Annotated in this window: 15 protein-coding genes, 1 tRNA gene and 1 pseudogene; 5 read left to right on the top strand and 12 right to left on the bottom strand. The window is 39.1% G+C overall.

Features of this window, described 5'->3' with window-relative positions:
* Positions 1 to 48: 48 nt before the first annotated feature.
* The 5 genes from tnpB (F5613_RS10030) to F5613_RS10050 form a co-directional block, all read right to left on the bottom strand.
* Positions 49 to 390 carry an IS66 family insertion sequence element accessory protein TnpB gene (gene tnpB / locus F5613_RS10030; protein WP_179399235.1) on the bottom strand — a complete coding sequence of 114 codons (342 nt, stop codon included), beginning with the start codon at positions 388 to 390 and terminating at the stop codon, positions 49 to 51.
* A gap of 4 nt (positions 391 to 394) precedes the next feature.
* Positions 395 to 796 (bottom strand): hypothetical protein, encoded by a 402-nt coding sequence (locus F5613_RS10035; RefSeq protein ID WP_179399236.1) that lies wholly within the window; start codon positions 794 to 796, stop codon positions 395 to 397.
* Positions 797 to 936: 140 nt separating this feature from the next.
* A complete protein-coding gene (gene tnpC, locus F5613_RS10040; protein ID WP_179399234.1) occupies positions 937 to 2,508 on the bottom strand; it encodes an IS66 family transposase in 1,572 nt (523 codons plus the stop codon).
* 92 nt (positions 2,509 to 2,600) lie between these two features.
* Positions 2,601 to 2,942, bottom strand: coding sequence for an IS66 family insertion sequence element accessory protein TnpB (tnpB, locus tag F5613_RS10045; RefSeq protein ID WP_179399235.1), 342 nt, complete (start codon positions 2,940 to 2,942; stop codon positions 2,601 to 2,603).
* Positions 2,943 to 2,946: 4 nt separating this feature from the next.
* Entirely contained in the window at positions 2,947 to 3,348 is a 402-nt protein-coding gene (locus tag F5613_RS10050; RefSeq protein ID WP_179399236.1) for a hypothetical protein, read from the bottom strand.
* A 163-nt stretch (positions 3,349 to 3,511) separates the two neighbouring features.
* On the opposite strand from F5613_RS10050, the gene F5613_RS10055 reads away from it, so the two are divergent.
* Positions 3,512 to 3,841, top strand: a complete 330-nt coding sequence (locus F5613_RS10055; protein ID WP_179399664.1) for a hypothetical protein — start codon at positions 3,512 to 3,514, stop codon at positions 3,839 to 3,841.
* A gap of 221 nt (positions 3,842 to 4,062) precedes the next feature.
* Positions 4,063 to 5,319: a group II intron reverse transcriptase/maturase gene (gene ltrA / locus F5613_RS10060; RefSeq protein ID WP_179399665.1), complete on the top strand. Its 1,257-nt coding sequence runs from the start codon at positions 4,063 to 4,065 to the stop codon at positions 5,317 to 5,319.
* 215 nt (positions 5,320 to 5,534) lie between these two features.
* Here ltrA and istB read toward each other — a convergent pair whose 3' ends face one another.
* Positions 5,535 to 6,308 carry an IS21-like element helper ATPase IstB gene (gene istB, locus F5613_RS10065; protein WP_179399666.1) on the bottom strand — a complete coding sequence of 258 codons (774 nt, stop codon included), beginning with the start codon at positions 6,306 to 6,308 and terminating at the stop codon, positions 5,535 to 5,537.
* A gap of 2 nt (positions 6,309 to 6,310) precedes the next feature.
* Entirely contained in the window at positions 6,311 to 7,840 is a 1,530-nt protein-coding gene (istA, locus tag F5613_RS16530; protein WP_179399667.1) for an IS21 family transposase, read from the bottom strand.
* Positions 7,841 to 8,192: 352 nt separating this feature from the next.
* On the opposite strand from istA, the gene F5613_RS10075 reads away from it, so the two are divergent.
* Positions 8,193 to 9,914, top strand: coding sequence for an ISL3 family transposase (locus F5613_RS10075; RefSeq protein ID WP_179399175.1), 1,722 nt, complete (start codon positions 8,193 to 8,195; stop codon positions 9,912 to 9,914).
* A gap of 610 nt (positions 9,915 to 10,524) precedes the next feature.
* Here the strand turns inward: F5613_RS10075 and F5613_RS10080 are convergent.
* From F5613_RS10080 to F5613_RS10095, 4 genes are read right to left on the bottom strand one after another with little or no spacing between them, the layout of a single operon-like run.
* Positions 10,525 to 11,700, bottom strand: coding sequence for an nSTAND1 domain-containing NTPase (locus F5613_RS10080; protein ID WP_179399668.1), 1,176 nt, complete (start codon positions 11,698 to 11,700; stop codon positions 10,525 to 10,527).
* Positions 11,701 to 11,711: 11 nt separating this feature from the next.
* Positions 11,712 to 12,164 carry a hypothetical protein gene (locus F5613_RS10085; protein ID WP_179399669.1) on the bottom strand — a complete coding sequence of 151 codons (453 nt, stop codon included), beginning with the start codon at positions 12,162 to 12,164 and terminating at the stop codon, positions 11,712 to 11,714.
* A 14-nt stretch (positions 12,165 to 12,178) separates the two neighbouring features.
* Entirely contained in the window at positions 12,179 to 12,712 is a 534-nt protein-coding gene (locus F5613_RS10090; protein ID WP_179399670.1) for a helix-turn-helix domain-containing protein, read from the bottom strand.
* Positions 12,709 to 13,176: a hypothetical protein gene (locus F5613_RS10095; RefSeq protein WP_179399671.1), complete on the bottom strand. Its 468-nt coding sequence runs from the start codon at positions 13,174 to 13,176 to the stop codon at positions 12,709 to 12,711. Before F5613_RS10095 ends, F5613_RS10090 begins: the two co-directional genes overlap by 4 nt.
* Before the next feature lie 460 nt (positions 13,177 to 13,636).
* Here F5613_RS10095 and F5613_RS10100 point away from each other — a divergent pair, with 460 nt between their 5' ends.
* Both F5613_RS10100 and F5613_RS10105 read left to right on the top strand, forming a co-directional pair.
* Entirely contained in the window at positions 13,637 to 14,014 is a 378-nt protein-coding gene (locus F5613_RS10100; protein ID WP_179399672.1) for an ISAon1 family transposase N-terminal region protein, read from the top strand.
* 11 nt (positions 14,015 to 14,025) lie between these two features.
* Positions 14,026 to 15,000 (top strand): annotated as a pseudogene (locus F5613_RS10105) (ISAon1 family transposase); the annotation flags it as partial.
* 102 nt (positions 15,001 to 15,102) lie between these two features.
* Here F5613_RS10105 and F5613_RS10110 read toward each other — a convergent pair.
* A tRNA-Pro gene (locus F5613_RS10110) sits at positions 15,103 to 15,177 on the bottom strand.
* Between the last annotated feature and the right edge of the window lie 35 nt (positions 15,178 to 15,212).

The raw sequence follows: 15,212 nt of genomic DNA on the forward strand, positions 1-15,212 counted from the left end.
AATAAATAATTTAGCTATGTATTTGGTATACAATATATTAAGCCTTATCTAAAACCTTCTCCTGTACTTTGCCGAACGGACCGAGACGCCCTCCATTATCAAGACAAAGGTCTTCCATTTCATCTCAAACTCATTGTTTGAAGGGTTAAATCGGGGGACTTCAAAGGTGCCCCGTTCCAGCTTTTTCTGATACAAAACAAATCCACCGTCTTCCCAGTGAAGGATCTTAATTAACGACCGGTTCCTGCCAAGGAAGAGAAAAACCTCTCCCGACAAAGGATTCCGTTTCATGTCTGTCTTCACTAACTGGTATAGGGAATAGATGCCTTTGCGCATGTCCACGTAATGCGGACATAGATAATAGCTCATGGATTCTGTAAGTGCAAACATCGGATTATTGGTTAAAATAGGTTTGTATAAATTTATTCAGATCTTCCTGGCTAATCTCTTTAATGGTTATAATTACGCCATCGGGAAAAGTGATGTTGACGCCTTTAAGCACAGGGAAAACATTCCCTGTGAAAACCGGTTTTTCTGATGCTTCCTTTATAAAGGAGAGCGGATAGAGTTGTTGTCCTTCACAAGAGGCTTGCTCAGGAGTGGAGGCAGAAGTATCGGGTAATACGGGACGAGGCTTGAGATCTGCTACTTTGATCGAATGCCTGCTCATCCAATTCTGGATACCTCCGTAGCAGACATGACGTTCTTTGCAATAGTCCCGTAAAGTCATGCTACTTAAAATACAGATTTGCCTGTACTCTTCGATTGCCAATGCATAAAGTTCGGATGCTTTCATTTGTTTCTTTTTTGAAAACAAAGGTAAAGGGGATCAAATGTGTTCACAAGATGGCATCGCGGAGACGCTTACTCTGAGACGCTTTCGCCCCGGAAGTAAGCGTCTCCGCGATACCGTCTTGTAAGATTTATTAATTGTTATTAGAGTTTAGTCCACTTGTCTGGAAGTAAATCGCGATATATTTGATCGGGAGCGGTTGGACTTATGTATGCCAGTCGGTTTAGTATGTCCGTAAAGTATTCGAAGGAGTTTATATTATGAAGTTTGCAGGAGATGGATAGCGAGTAGAGCAATGCCGTTCTTTTAGCTCCGGCATGACTGCCACAAAAAAGAGAGTTTTTTCTGCTTAAAGATATGCTTCGCATACATCTTTCCACGGCATTGTTATCCAACGCATAGTCCGGACGTACAATGTAATTACACAGTGCATCGTACTCGTTGAGAGTATAATTCACGGCCTTCGAGAGGGGACTCTTGGGAAGGGTGGATGGATTGGATTGTATTTCCAACAGTTTGCTTTTTAGTTCAGCCAGTATGGGTGGGGCGTACTCTTGTCTATGTTCAAGGATTTTGTCGGGCTTCCATTTCGGGTCAATCTTATGCTCCGCCTGATAAAGCCGGTTGATTATGTTGACAATTCCGATGGCTTCTTTATCGTTTGCGAGATCCAGGAACTGACGCTTGCAGTGCTGGAAGCATGCCAGCCGGATTACATCAGGATAGGTATCGGTCTCAAGTATTTTATAGTTGATCAGCCCGTCACTCTGGATGGCTCCTTTGTAATGATTGCCGATATAGTTGGTCAGAACCTCCCGGGATCGAGACCCGTTTTCATAAAAGTACTGGACCAATTTCTTTGTATTGGCCAGCGCAGCCCAGATATACCCTTTGCGTACGCCCTTACCATCCTTGTTTTTCTCTTTGGTAAGGATGGTATGGTAACTTTCATCCATACAAAGATAGTCATCTTCAAGGATCGCTGTATGAAGAACATCATCCAGGCGGTCCATTAATCCGGCAGACTTCTTAATCAGTCCGTGGGCGGTAGCTTTGTTTAATTCAAAGCCATTTTCTGTAAAATACTTGACAATCCGCTCCACAGGCATGGAGTAAACATACCGCAGTTGAAGCATGCCGGCGATAAAGGAGGCATCATAGTTTGAGTTCTGCAGGGGAGATCTGGGGGCTTTACCCGAGTAAACCTTTTCCTGCTGTACGCAATTATATTGTCTGTATATGATTTTCTTAAAAGTAGCCTTGCTGTAGGTATACATGACGGAGTCTACAGATCCGATCACCCTGGCCTTTTCTTTGTCAAAGGCAGGATCATCGGGATATACATGCTCGACAATGGTTTCTAGAGAGAAGTATTCTTTCCGTTTGGCATTGTTGTTTCCGCGGTCTTTGGGCAAAACAGGGGGAGCGGTTTCTGTCGGTTCTTCTTTTGCGGTATCGGGCACAAGCTTTTCCGATTTATTGGAGAGAAGCTTGCTCATTCTCCGGTTTTTCCCCTCAACCTTCTGCATGTCCCCGTTCTTTTGAAGCAGGCTTTTTTCCAGCGAACGGATTGTTTCGGTTAAACTACCAACCTGGACAGAGAGTCTTTCTATTTGTTCAGATTGCCGGACGAGTTGTTCCAAATACATCTTTTCCCTTTGAGCGGAAAGTTTCAGCTGGTCTTCCTGTAGTTCAATAATCCGTTTGCTATTCATGTCATAAAGATACGGACAATACTTCGGATATCAAAGTAAATTACAATAAATAATTTAGCTATGTATTTGGTATACAATATATTAAGCCTTATCTAAAACCTTCTCCTGTACTTTGCCGAACGGACCGAGACGCCCTCCATTATCAAGACAAAGGTCTTCCATTTCATCTCAAACTCATTGTTTGAAGGGTTAAATCGGGGGACTTCAAAGGTGCCCCGTTCCAGCTTTTTCTGATACAAAACAAATCCACCGTCTTCCCAGTGAAGGATCTTAATTAACGACCGGTTCCTGCCAAGGAAGAGAAAAACCTCTCCCGACAAAGGATTCCGTTTCATGTCTGTCTTCACTAACTGGTATAGGGAATAGATGCCTTTGCGCATGTCCACGTAATGCGGACATAGATAATAGCTCATGGATTCTGTAAGTGCAAACATCGGATTATTGGTTAAAATAGGTTTGTATAAATTTATTCAGATCTTCCTGGCTAATCTCTTTAATGGTTATAATTACGCCATCGGGAAAAGTGATGTTGACGCCTTTAAGCACAGGGAAAACATTCCCTGTGAAAACCGGTTTTTCTGATGCTTCCTTTATAAAGGAGAGCGGATAGAGTTGTTGTCCTTCACAAGAGGCTTGCTCAGGAGTGGAGGCAGAAGTATCGGGTAATACGGGACGAGGCTTGAGATCTGCTACTTTGATCGAATGCCTGCTCATCCAATTCTGGATACCTCCGTAGCAGACATGACGTTCTTTGCAATAGTCCCGTAAAGTCATGCTACTTAAAATACAGATTTGCCTGTACTCTTCGATTGCCAATGCATAAAGTTCGGATGCTTTCATTTGTTTCTTTTTTGAAAACAAAGGTAAAGGGGATCAAATGTGTTCACAAGATGGCATCGCGGAGACGCTTACCCCGGAATGACAGATGACAGATGAAACAGATCCGTCACACCCCATCTGTCATTTCCAAAAGCCGCTCCCATACGGGGTTTTGAGCAAAATAATGATAGATGACAGAGTGTGCTGTGAAAACATTGCAGGCGGCAATGTTTGTAACTGTGAAAGAGATGAGGGCAGGCCCCTCGTAACCGTCTTACAGGAGATGGTTACAAACCAGTGTATGCTGCTTTGTTTAAGAGACAAGGTGGTGAGCGATACACCAAAAGGCGATATAAATCGTCAGGTAACTGTACAAGAGATGACCGCAAGGGAACTATTGATGAAGCATCGAAAACTGTTCAGACGATGTCAGAACCGGGGCTTTTCTGTCAGACCCGGGATAAATCCGGAAGGAACCTGTTTACGGTCCGGGTGGCATCCGGTGCAAAGATAGCATGACTTGTACAGAGGCTTTTTCACGGAACGCAGGAACCTGCGCCGGGATGTGAAGGGAGAAGTTCAAGCAGAAGCCCTGCAAGAACCAGCGTACCGAGGACCGGAGGCAGGGGCGGACTGTTCCGTAGTAGCGACGAAGTTTCTGTAATGGAAATGGAGCCAAGGGAACAGCTTATTCAAGCGTAGTAAATGTACAACTATTAAAACAGGAGGATGCAAATGAAAGACGCAAAGTCGCATGAGATTTCTAAGTTTTTAATCATGGAGGCCTTCAAACGAGTCAAGGCAAACCATGGAAGTGCGGGTATTGACGGCGTATCGATTGAACAGTTTGAGAAAAATCTCAAAGACAATCTCTACAAAATCTGGAACCGCATGAGTTCGGGAAGCTACTTCCCTCCATCGGTCAAACTGGTAGAAATACCTAAACCCAATGGAGATAAACGTCCGTTAGGTATACCTACGGTAGGAGACAGGATTGCTCAAATGGCGGCAGTGATGATACTGGAGCCACAGATTGAACCCTGTTTTCACGAGGATTCTTATGCCTACCGGCCCAACCGCTCTGCTCACGATGCCATCGCCAAAGCACGCGAGCGGTGCTGGAAGTACAACTGGGTATTGGATATGGACATCAGCAAGTTCTTCGATTCCATTGACCACGAACTGCTGATTAAAGCAGTCAGACTTCATACCGATTGTGTATGGGTGCTGCTTTACATCGAACGGTGGCTCAAAGTTCCCTACGAACTGCAGGATGGAAGTAAAATCGACCGGGACAAAGGGGTCCCGCAAGGGTCCGTAATCGGACCTGTGCTGGCCAATTTGTTCCTGCATTACGCCTTCGACAAGTGGATGAGCAGGTATTATCCGCACATTCCCTTCGAAAGGTATGCAGACGACACCATCTGTCACTGCGCCACCCAATCCCAGGCCGAAGCACTGAAAGTAGCTGTTCAACAACGGTTTGCTCAATGTAAACTGATGTTGAACGATGACAAAACAAAGATTGTGTACTGTAAAGACAGCCGCAGAAAGGGAGAGTTTGATACAATCTCTTTCGATTTCCTTGGCTACACCTTCCGACCCCGGAAGGCAAAAGGCAGAAATGGCATCAACTTTACAGGCTTTCTGCCGGCAATCAGCAACAAGGCCTGCAACCGCATCCGTGAAAAGATGCGCAGCTGGAAAACAAGGAAACAACTGTTTCTATCGCTGGAAACCCTGGCGAAAAGCATCAATCCGGTGCTTCGGGGATGGATTACTTATTATGGTAAATTTTATCCCACCCGACTCAAAATCCTGTTAGATGAAGTAAACAGACATCTGGCCAGATGGGTTACAGCCAAGTTCAAGCGCTTCAAGGGGAAACCCTATCGGGCTTACTACTGGCTGGGAAACATCTCCCGGAAAGAGTCTAAACTCTTTTACCACTGGCAGTGGGGAGTAACTCCAACAGCTAACAAGAAATGGTAATCTTATCAGACTGAATAAGAAGAGCCGTGTGATGGGAGACTGTCACGCACGGTTCTGTGAGAGGCTTGAGCTGAAATGCTCAGGCCTACTCGACTTGTTTTGACAAAAACTCATTCCAATGTGTATATAACAATTGAAAAGTATACCATATTCCAGTTGAAAAGTATACCAGTGCTCATTGTTTGCGAAGATAAAAAAAGTTATCTAAACGCAGGTTAGATTCTTTTATTTTTGATCCATTTTTGAGTTTCTTTCATTCTAAAAGAATCACCGTTCATATTTATTAGATATGCTTTATGGGTTAATCTATCTACCATTGCGGCCGTGAGGATTGGATCTCCGAAGATTTCTTTCCATCGATCGAAAGCCAGATTGGTAGTAATAATTGTTGCTTTTCGTCCAGTCCTTAAGGAAAGGTGATTGAACAAGGCTTCAGCACCATCTTTGTTAAAGGATACATAACCAAACTCATCACATATTACCAGATCGTATTTAATAAACTTCAACTCCAGCTGGTGCAGCGTTCTGGCCGAACGGCATTCCCGGATCTGAGTAAGCAACTGGGGGATGGAAGTAAACAACACATTATATCCCATTTTACAGGCATTAATTCCAAGGCCGATGGCGATATGGGTTTTTCCGGTTCCCGGATTGCCGGCAAGGACTATGTTCTGAGCGTTTTTAATAAATTCAAGAGTCTCTAATTCAGGCAATACAATTTTTACATCATCGGGAAGTTCTTCCCGGTTCAATTCCTGCAGGTATTTATATTGAGGGAATCCGGCACGTTTAACGTGGGCTTTTTTACGATTCTCTTCACGATGTGTGTCTTCACTGTGAAGCAGGGTAAAGAGGAACTGTTCATAGCTCCAGGAGTGGCAAACAGCTTCCTTTATGGTATCTTGCAATGTTTTGCGAATGGAAGGCAGCTTCAGTGTTTTCGACAAGTCTGTTATTTGCTGCCTTAGGTTGGATTCATTTTCTTTCATTATTATACTATTTTAGAGTTGTTGTTCATCATCATAGACCACATGGATAATTGCTTGATGGCAAAATCCTCTATCTCGTCTTTTTGTTCATGCTTGTAAAGCGGAGGTGTTTGATTGAGCCTGTTATATAGCAACGTTGTAATATGTGCTGCTGTAACTGTTTTGATTCCGGACTGTTCGGCATCTTTGCCAGCAAGAGCGATTTCATCGTAAGAGATTGCATGTTCTTTTGCGAAGATAAGCAGGTCAACAAAAGACTTTCCATTATCCGTAAAGTACTTATAATACAGCTCTTTCATTGATTCCGGAGCTTGAGATAAGGCAACAGAACCACTTAAAGCACCCGGTTTTCGCTTAAGTGTCTGTAGATAATGATTGAGATTGAGCGACCAGGTTGAATAATAAGAACGTTCATGTTCCGCCACAGGGGCATTGTTCATATATACCAGTAACTTTTCACTGAATATTTTAACCTCGACCATTCTGCCTACCAACGTGTCGGGTACAGAGTAATGGGAGGTATTCAATGTGATGGTAGACCATTTATCTACTTTGAGTTCTCGCCTTTCAAAACAACCCATTGGTGTTGTATAGGGTAACAGCGAGCGAAGATCTTCCTCCAGTTTTGGCCTGATATCTTCGGATGCGTTTAGCTTCCTGCAGGTCTGGTGCAGATGCTCCGTTGCCTGTTCTATGGTATCAAAAGTGTCTTTTAGGCAGAAGGCTTTGCGGCGCAAAACCTCCACCGTACGTTCCACATGTCCTTTTTCGTTTCCTCGTCTGACATTACAGAACCGGTATTTGAAGCCATAGAATGCCGTCATTCGAAGAAGAGCCTGGGTTGGTTCCTTTTCATTTCCGGCAAAAGAAGCTACGGCTACACGCATATTGTCGTATACAACTTCATGGGGAACACCTTTACATTCTTCAAAATAGTTGGCGTGAGATTCCATAAAGGCCAGCGTGTCTTGCCGGTGAAACAGATCCCCCCAACGGCCATTGCTGCTACATAAAGCAAATGCGGACATGTACAGTTTCTGCCAACGACCCGCTATGCAAAGCTTTACTTCCCCCCAATCGAACTCCGCCTTCTCACCCGGGATATAACCCTGTTTGATAAAGCTTTCCTTTTCTTTTTGACTGCTTTGGTTGCTGATATAACCACATACTGTAGAATAGGATATGTCATAACCTTTTTCCACTAGCAACTCATGTATATCTTGTTTGAACATACGCTGCTTATGACGCCCGGACCGTTTCTTAATTTCGTTTTCCTCCAGACAATGGTCTATAATACGGATGATATTCTCGGTAAGACGTCGTTTGGGACGATTTTCTGTTTTATAAATTGGGGGCGTTAATATATACGCCTCTATCCTGGATTTATCCCCTTCTTGTTCCTTCAGGGCTTTGGTATACTCATCCAGGATACGGTGAACCGTAATGCGGCTAAAACCTAGTCTGCGTGAAATTTCCCTTTCACTCAAACCCTCATAATTTCGTAATCTGATAATTTCTGATTTGTCTTTCATGCTAATCATTTTATCTCTGTGCTGGTTTTTACATCACAAAGAAATTAAACGTTATGGAACAAGTGCTTAATCTTGATTAATTAGGTCAGCACTTGATTCCGTTTCGGCTACGCCTGCACTCCATCAAGTGCTGACATTAGCCTCTATTTTTTTTGATTAGCTGGTATACTTTTCAATTGGAATGGTGGTATACTTTTGAGGTTCTTCGTCAAATTTGGTGCAAAATAACGGTTCTTAAACAACCAGTATAATTGACTTATTGTGTTGATATACAGGCAAATAAATAACAAAAAGCTAGTATAATAGAATTATTTTTATTATCTTTAAAGGTCTGACACTAAAGGATTTAAAGATGATTGACAACACTAGCCAACCCAAAGATAATAACTTTTTTATAAACAAACATTCGCTCCAAGCTATTTTTGGAATCCCAGGTGTTGTATTCTATGATTCCGTTATAAGTGATAATTTGATTCTTCTATCTGCCCGTCTTAAAGACAAGACAGCAAAATGTATCTGTTGCGGTAAAAGGAGTAAAAGTGTCCATTCATCCTATATGCGCAAATTAACAGATCTAGCTGTAGTTGGCAGAGCTGTTAAAATTATACTGAAAGTCAGAAAGTTTAGATGCCGTTACAGTAATTGCACTCAAACAGTTTTCTCTGAGCAACATCTGCCCTTAACGCGGAAACACTCACGACTGACAGATCGCACAAGTCACTTTTTGCAAAAACTGCTCATTGAGGTCTCTTCTCGTAAAGGTGAGTATATAAGTGAGCTCCTATCAATAAAGCAGAGCAGTTCTACCTGTCTTAGAATCGTTAAGTCTATAGAAATGCCCCATTTTCAGGAACTAACTACCATAGGCATAGATGACTGGGCATACAGGAAAGGCAAATCGTATGGTACTATTATTGTAAATGCGATTAATCACCGTCCCGTAGAACTACTAAAGAGTAGAGACAAGGAGGAGGTTGCAGATTGGCTTATAAGACATAACTCCATACTGTATGTAACCAGGGATCGATCAAGCAGCTACTCTAATGCTATAAAGTCTGGGGCATCCAAGGCGTCACAAATAGCAGACAGGTTTCATTTAGTGAAAAATCTGGGAGATCACATAGCACATGAAATACGAATGGAGTATAAAACCATTAAAAATAGTTGGTTGGCTCACAGGAAGAGTCTTTATAAAAGCAAAAAAAAAAACATCTGCTTAAGTAGTGGAGATAACGAAAATACCAGCGATTCACAATATAACAAACACACCAATAGTGTTAACCATAGAAAACAGGAGTTGTTTAACAGGATTCATGAGCTTAAAAACAACAACTACTCTCAAAGAGCAATTGCCAAGGCTTTAAACATTAGCCGTAATACTGTAAGATATTATTTTGAAATGGAAGAGTTGTTGCCACGAGCAACCATCTATTATAATAATTATGGAGATTTTATGGATCTGATTAAGGAGTGTTGTAATCAGGGGTTAAATGTAAGAAATATATTTGTGTCTCTGAAAAAACAGGGATTCAAGGGTAATCAAACATCTTTTTATCAGTGGTTCAACAGGCACTTCCCGGAATATCAGAATAAGAAAAGATTACCAGTAGCATTAAATACCTCTCCGATAGTTTATGAAGAAACTCGATTTAGCGGAATGTCACCCAACAGACTTGCTATACATTTAACAAATAGTGAATGGGGTGTTTCAAAGGAAACAGGCGAGTGTAGCAAGTCTCACATACTGGCAGAGGATATTATTAACTCCTCTATGTTATTAAAAAGCATGAGAGAGGTATACAACACTTTTAGAGAGGTTTTGAACAGTAAAGATGAACTTAGATTAGACCAATGGCTCGAGAAGTATAAGTCGACCCAAATACGGAGGATTAAAAGTTTTATAAATGGCATTATTCATGATTTGGAAGCAGTAAAAAACGCCATTAAATACCCTTGGAGTAATGGAGTTGTGGAGGGTCATGTAAACAGATTAAAAAACAAGAAAAGAGAGATGTATGGCAGGGCTGGATTTGAACTGTTAAGACGAAAGGTCGTGCTTTCCAACTTAGGATAACCTGCACCAAATTTGACGAAGAACCACTTTTGAACTGTTATTTATATCCAATGGAGGTTGTAAGACGATTAAATAAGAAATGAAGCAGATTTATCAGTATTTAATCCACAATATTTGCAATAGATTTGCAATAGATTTGCAATAGATTTGCAATAGAATGTAACGTTAAGAGCAAGAAAAAGGCATAAATCAGACTTAGAATTTTGCTTGAAGACATAAAAAAAGCACCTACAAATTAATGTAAGTGCTTGATTTTCAGTTAGTCGGGGTGAGACGATTCGAACGTCCGACCACGCGCCCCAAAGAATCAAAGAAAGTCGTTGAGTCTATGTTGCATTTATTTGACATTCTGTTAAATACGAAATTTCACCTATTTCAACATTGGAACCTATTTTTATACCTGTCGGCATTGAGTTGAATTTGACTACCAATGTTGCCATTCTCTATCTATACACCTACGAAACAGTAATATCGCAACGAATAAAATTTCACAAATTCTCGGACATGGAAACGCAAAAACAACCGAAGTGTATTTGGATAGGTTCGGGAATAGAGTTATTAACGAGGTTGTTAGAGTAGTATTACTAGTGCATAATTGTGTCACATAATTTTATTTCGCATTCATTTTAAGTTTAATAAACGCTCTCATCATAGGATTTTTAAATGTATAACGAGAACTTCTGCCCTTGCCCAATTTTGTCAATATTTCTGCTCTATTCTTTTTTGTGAGTTCATTAATGCAATAATGCAGATTTGAATTATTAGATGCTTTTTGTGTGATTTTATTATATTCTTTAACAATATCACTGATTGTGAATGAATTGAATTCATCTAATTCTGAATTAGCACAAGCATATAAAATATTCTTCCATTTGCCGTTATTGCTTGATGATAAAATAGCTGCCCTAAAAGTTATTCGTAATTGTTCAGAAGTATTTTCAATACCTTTATTTATGGCAATATTTAAATATGGTTCGGAAAAATAGTTTTTATCATTTTCTATTAATTCTAAGCACCCATATTTGCATAATAAATGAATATAATGCGGAAATCCTGAAGAAAATTCTATTATTTTTTCTTGAATACTCTTATCTATTTTTATATCTAGAAGTTTTAATCCATTGACTATTATCTCTTCACACTCTTCCTTTTTCATTCGCGGCATCTTTACTTGCTTTAGGCATCGTTCCAGTGATTGATGGCTTCCTATTAGATCTTCTACACTTTCCGCTATCCCCACCAATATAACCGTTGTATTAATGTTATTATCGGATAGTGATTTTATTAGATCTGCAAAAAAATATTTGGTATTTAAATCATCTATATTATCAAATTCATCAAATATAAACATCAATTTGTAATCATTTCCAAGGTTATTAAGTATGTCAACAATTTGATTCGTTTTCAAGTCTGTATATGATGAAATTAGGCTTTTCATTGATACCATTTTGCTCTTATTTTGCGCATTAAAGCCTATGCCACTTGTTGTTTGAGAGTACTGTATCTTATCAAATGCATCTTCCCAAAGAGAACGAAATGTATGTCTTCTATCACATGTGATTTTTACCGGATAAATATTAGTGTAAGATTTATACATTATATTTGCTAAGGAAGTTTTTCCCACTCCTCTCTCACCATATAAAATTGCATGCTGTCCTTTCTCATTTATGGCTTCAATAACTTTCATGAGTTGATTCATTCTTCCAAAAAAGAAATCTTTTTCTTGAATTGGCTGTGTCGGGGAAAAAGCCTGATTTAAAATAGCCTTTCTTTGTGCCTTATCCATACTTTAATCTTTTATTGATCTGTAGGGGTTAACTCATTCATTGAAATCATAGGTAATGGGTAATCAGAAAGAGAACTAGAACCTGTCCTTGAAAAGATAATTCCACGCATTGTTCCTATTGCTACATTTATTAAGGTTGGCAAAAAGTCTACTTCTAACGCAAACGATGTGCTACTTTGTACTTTGATAAGCTTTTTTAGTTCCTTAATGTGAAATGTAAAACGGTTTTCCGCCTCTAATATTGGATTGTCTTTTTCTTCATAAATAATGGAAATATTTATGTAAAACAAATCTTCTTCTAATTCATATGATAAAAAGTATTTGACGATTACGTTGTATGGCAATTTATCTTCTTTCAAGCTTTCCTGATTACACTTAAAATCTAAATTATAATAAAATTTACAATCCTGGATCTTCTTTAAACTAATGCTAATTTCTTTAAAATCAGATTTTTTATTTTTCATATTTCAAAAAATTACTAAAATACAATACTTATAGTAGGACTTTCTTTTGAACTCTCAAAATTAGTTGTGCAAGCTAATTTATAGATAGTTGTACTGTCTACTTTTTTTATAGCTATTTTCTTTTCGGAGCCAACAAGCCCAATATGATCTTCGTTTTTGTATATTGATTTTTCAGGAAGAGTCTGCAACTTGATGTTAAAGAATCTTTCATTAGATGATTTATTATACAAACATTCAAAATCACTTATAGCCTGTTTTATTTCTACTAAAGATTTTGTTTTTGTTGGTATGTAAAAAATCTTAGTATCAAGAACAACACTTATTTTTGCAATCGTTTCTATTGTAAAATTATGAGTTCCTTTTAACCACTTGCTAACCTCTGATTCTCTTTTCCCTAAAAGTTGAGCTAGCCGTTTTTGAGAGATGTTATTTTCTTCTAAAACATCTCTAATCCTATCTGAAATATCAAATGACAACGAAACAAATTCCTCTATATCTTTTGGTATTTCCTTCAATCTATTTTCGAGCAAATTTCCTTTTCCGTTCATTTTATATTAAATTTTAGACGTCCATTTATATTTTTATTCACAATTGTAGTAGTGCGATCTTTTAGGGATTGAGTGAGCTTTTCTTGAAGTTTCTTTAATTGTTCAACATATTGAGATAATATAGGACACTCTTGCCATTTTTTCACTTGCTTAACATCTCCATTCCCAATAACTAAAATTGAATCTGAGACGCGAATACAGTAAAGTCTCAATCTATTTCCTTCTATAGGTATAGCACCAATACCATCAGCATATGACCCTTCCGGTCTAAAATAACGCTCTAATGCCCCGTTAGATATTATTTTTTTTATCGCAGCTAATATTATATTTATATCTTTCTCATATGTTGAACCAGGAGGGAATTTTTCTAAAAACTTTTCTATCTCAAGTTTCTCTCCATTCGTTCTAATAGAGTAAATATTGACATTTTCATTTTCTAAATACAGCTCAAGTTCACACTCCACAACTTTACTTTTAAGTGATTTTCCCCGCAAAGATAAAGATGTTTTTTTTAAAAAACAATTATTTCTTGCAATAAGTTCACCTTTGAGTGAATAATCAACATTAAATTATTGCTAAATTGCGAATTTCATGTAGGATTTCGTATCTTTACAACAGAAAACAAGCGGATATATTCAAAAAAGATATATTAATATTGCGTTCACAGCTAATACTTTAGCAGAAAACTGGCATTTTTAAAAGACAAACAAGATGAGATGTACAATGCTCGAATCGTTTTGGCACGGACTTACTTATTTCGTTTGCCGAGTATGCCATTACCTCTGCTACGTATGGGTGAGTTCCCCGTACCATTCTTTTTGTTGGTGCTTTGTGAATGCTCAAAGAACTGATAAAATTGGATCACCGACAAAAGTTGGGTCTAAAATTAAAATGATTTATCTTTGTGTTCCTAAATAAGATTAAATGGATAAGGATCTCAACCAATCATTATTAGAGTTAATATTACCCGAAGGGATACTAGAATACTTTACTATAGTAGGCTTTGATAAAGGGAATAGTGGAAAGTATGTATATGATAAAACTCTGACCATTTATCTGGAAGAGAAAAACCAGATTCCAACGGAATACAAATATTATAAATACAAGGCAAGTGGTTTCATGGAGCCGCGTCTGATAAATGATTATCCCATACGGAATATGTTAGTTACCTTAAGTGTGAAAAGACGTCGATGGGATGTTGAAATAGAAGGGGAAGTTAAAAAGGTAAGCAGGGATTGGAATGTCATTGCACAGGGTACTCGCATGAGCGCAGAGTATGCTGCTTTTTTTAAAAGAAATTAGTCGATACTAACGCCATCAGTTGTCAAAGCCTTGAGACCTACCTGGGGGTTAACGGACGTAACTTTCAGCGACAACATAAAGAAAAGCTAAGTAATTTTCGCTATTGGAGCCAAGGAGCACATGCCGAAAGATACGTTGTTTATCCTAAGAACCTGGGAGCTTACCTGACCATTGATGAGACATCACTCTCGAATGGTGAGCTTTATACCATCATCACCAATAAAGCCAGAAGAGGGAAGAAAGGTTCAATTGTTGGCATATTTGAAGGAACCGAGTCCAATGAGATCATCAAACTTATACATAAGCATTATCCAGAACAACGACGCAAAATAGTCCGTGAAGTGACACTGGATATGGCTGCCAATATGAATCTGATTGTCAAAAAATGCTTTCCAGAGGCTAAACGGGTAACAGATCGTTTTCATGTGCAGAAGCTGGCTTATGAAGCTGTACAGGATATCCGGATTAAGCATCGGTGGGAAACATTGGACGAAGAAAATACCGCTCACAAAGAAGCCAAAGAAAAGGGTATTGAGTATCAACCAGAGGTATTGGCAAATGGAGATACCCGAAAACAATTGCTGGCCAGAAGCCGGTACCTGTTATTTAAACCGGAGGAAAAATGGACCTTATCACAATGGCATAGAGCACATATATTATTTGAACTCTATCCTGATATCAAGAAAGCTTACGAACTATCTTACGGTCTTTGCAAGATCTATAACCGTCAAATATCTCCTAACGTGGCCAGAGCAAAACTTGCAGAATGGTTCAACCAGGTAGAAGAAGTGGGATTTGATGCATTCTCTACAGTGAAAAGAACGTTTGAAAAACATTATAATACCATTGTAAACTACTTTCAATCCAGAAGTACAAATGCAGCTGCTGAATCGTTTAATGCAAAGATAAAAGAGTTCAGAAGACAGTTTAGAGGTGTAACGGACATTAAATTCTTCCTATACAGATTATGCAAAATTTATGCTTAGACCCAGAATTTGGTAGTGATCCCATAAATCGGACTTAGAATTTTGCTTGAAGGCATAAAAAAAGCACCTACAATTTAATGTAAGTGCTTAATTTTCAGTTAGTCGGGGTGAGACGATTCGAACGTCCGACCACGCGCCCCCCAGACGCGTACTCTAACCGGGCTGAGCTACACCCCGAGTAATCTTTACGGGTGCAAAAGTAGTGGTTTTTT

It is taken from the genome of Macellibacteroides fermentans, assembly GCF_013409575.1.
In the GTDB taxonomy this organism is placed as follows: domain Bacteria; phylum Bacteroidota; class Bacteroidia; order Bacteroidales; family Tannerellaceae; genus Macellibacteroides; species Macellibacteroides fermentans.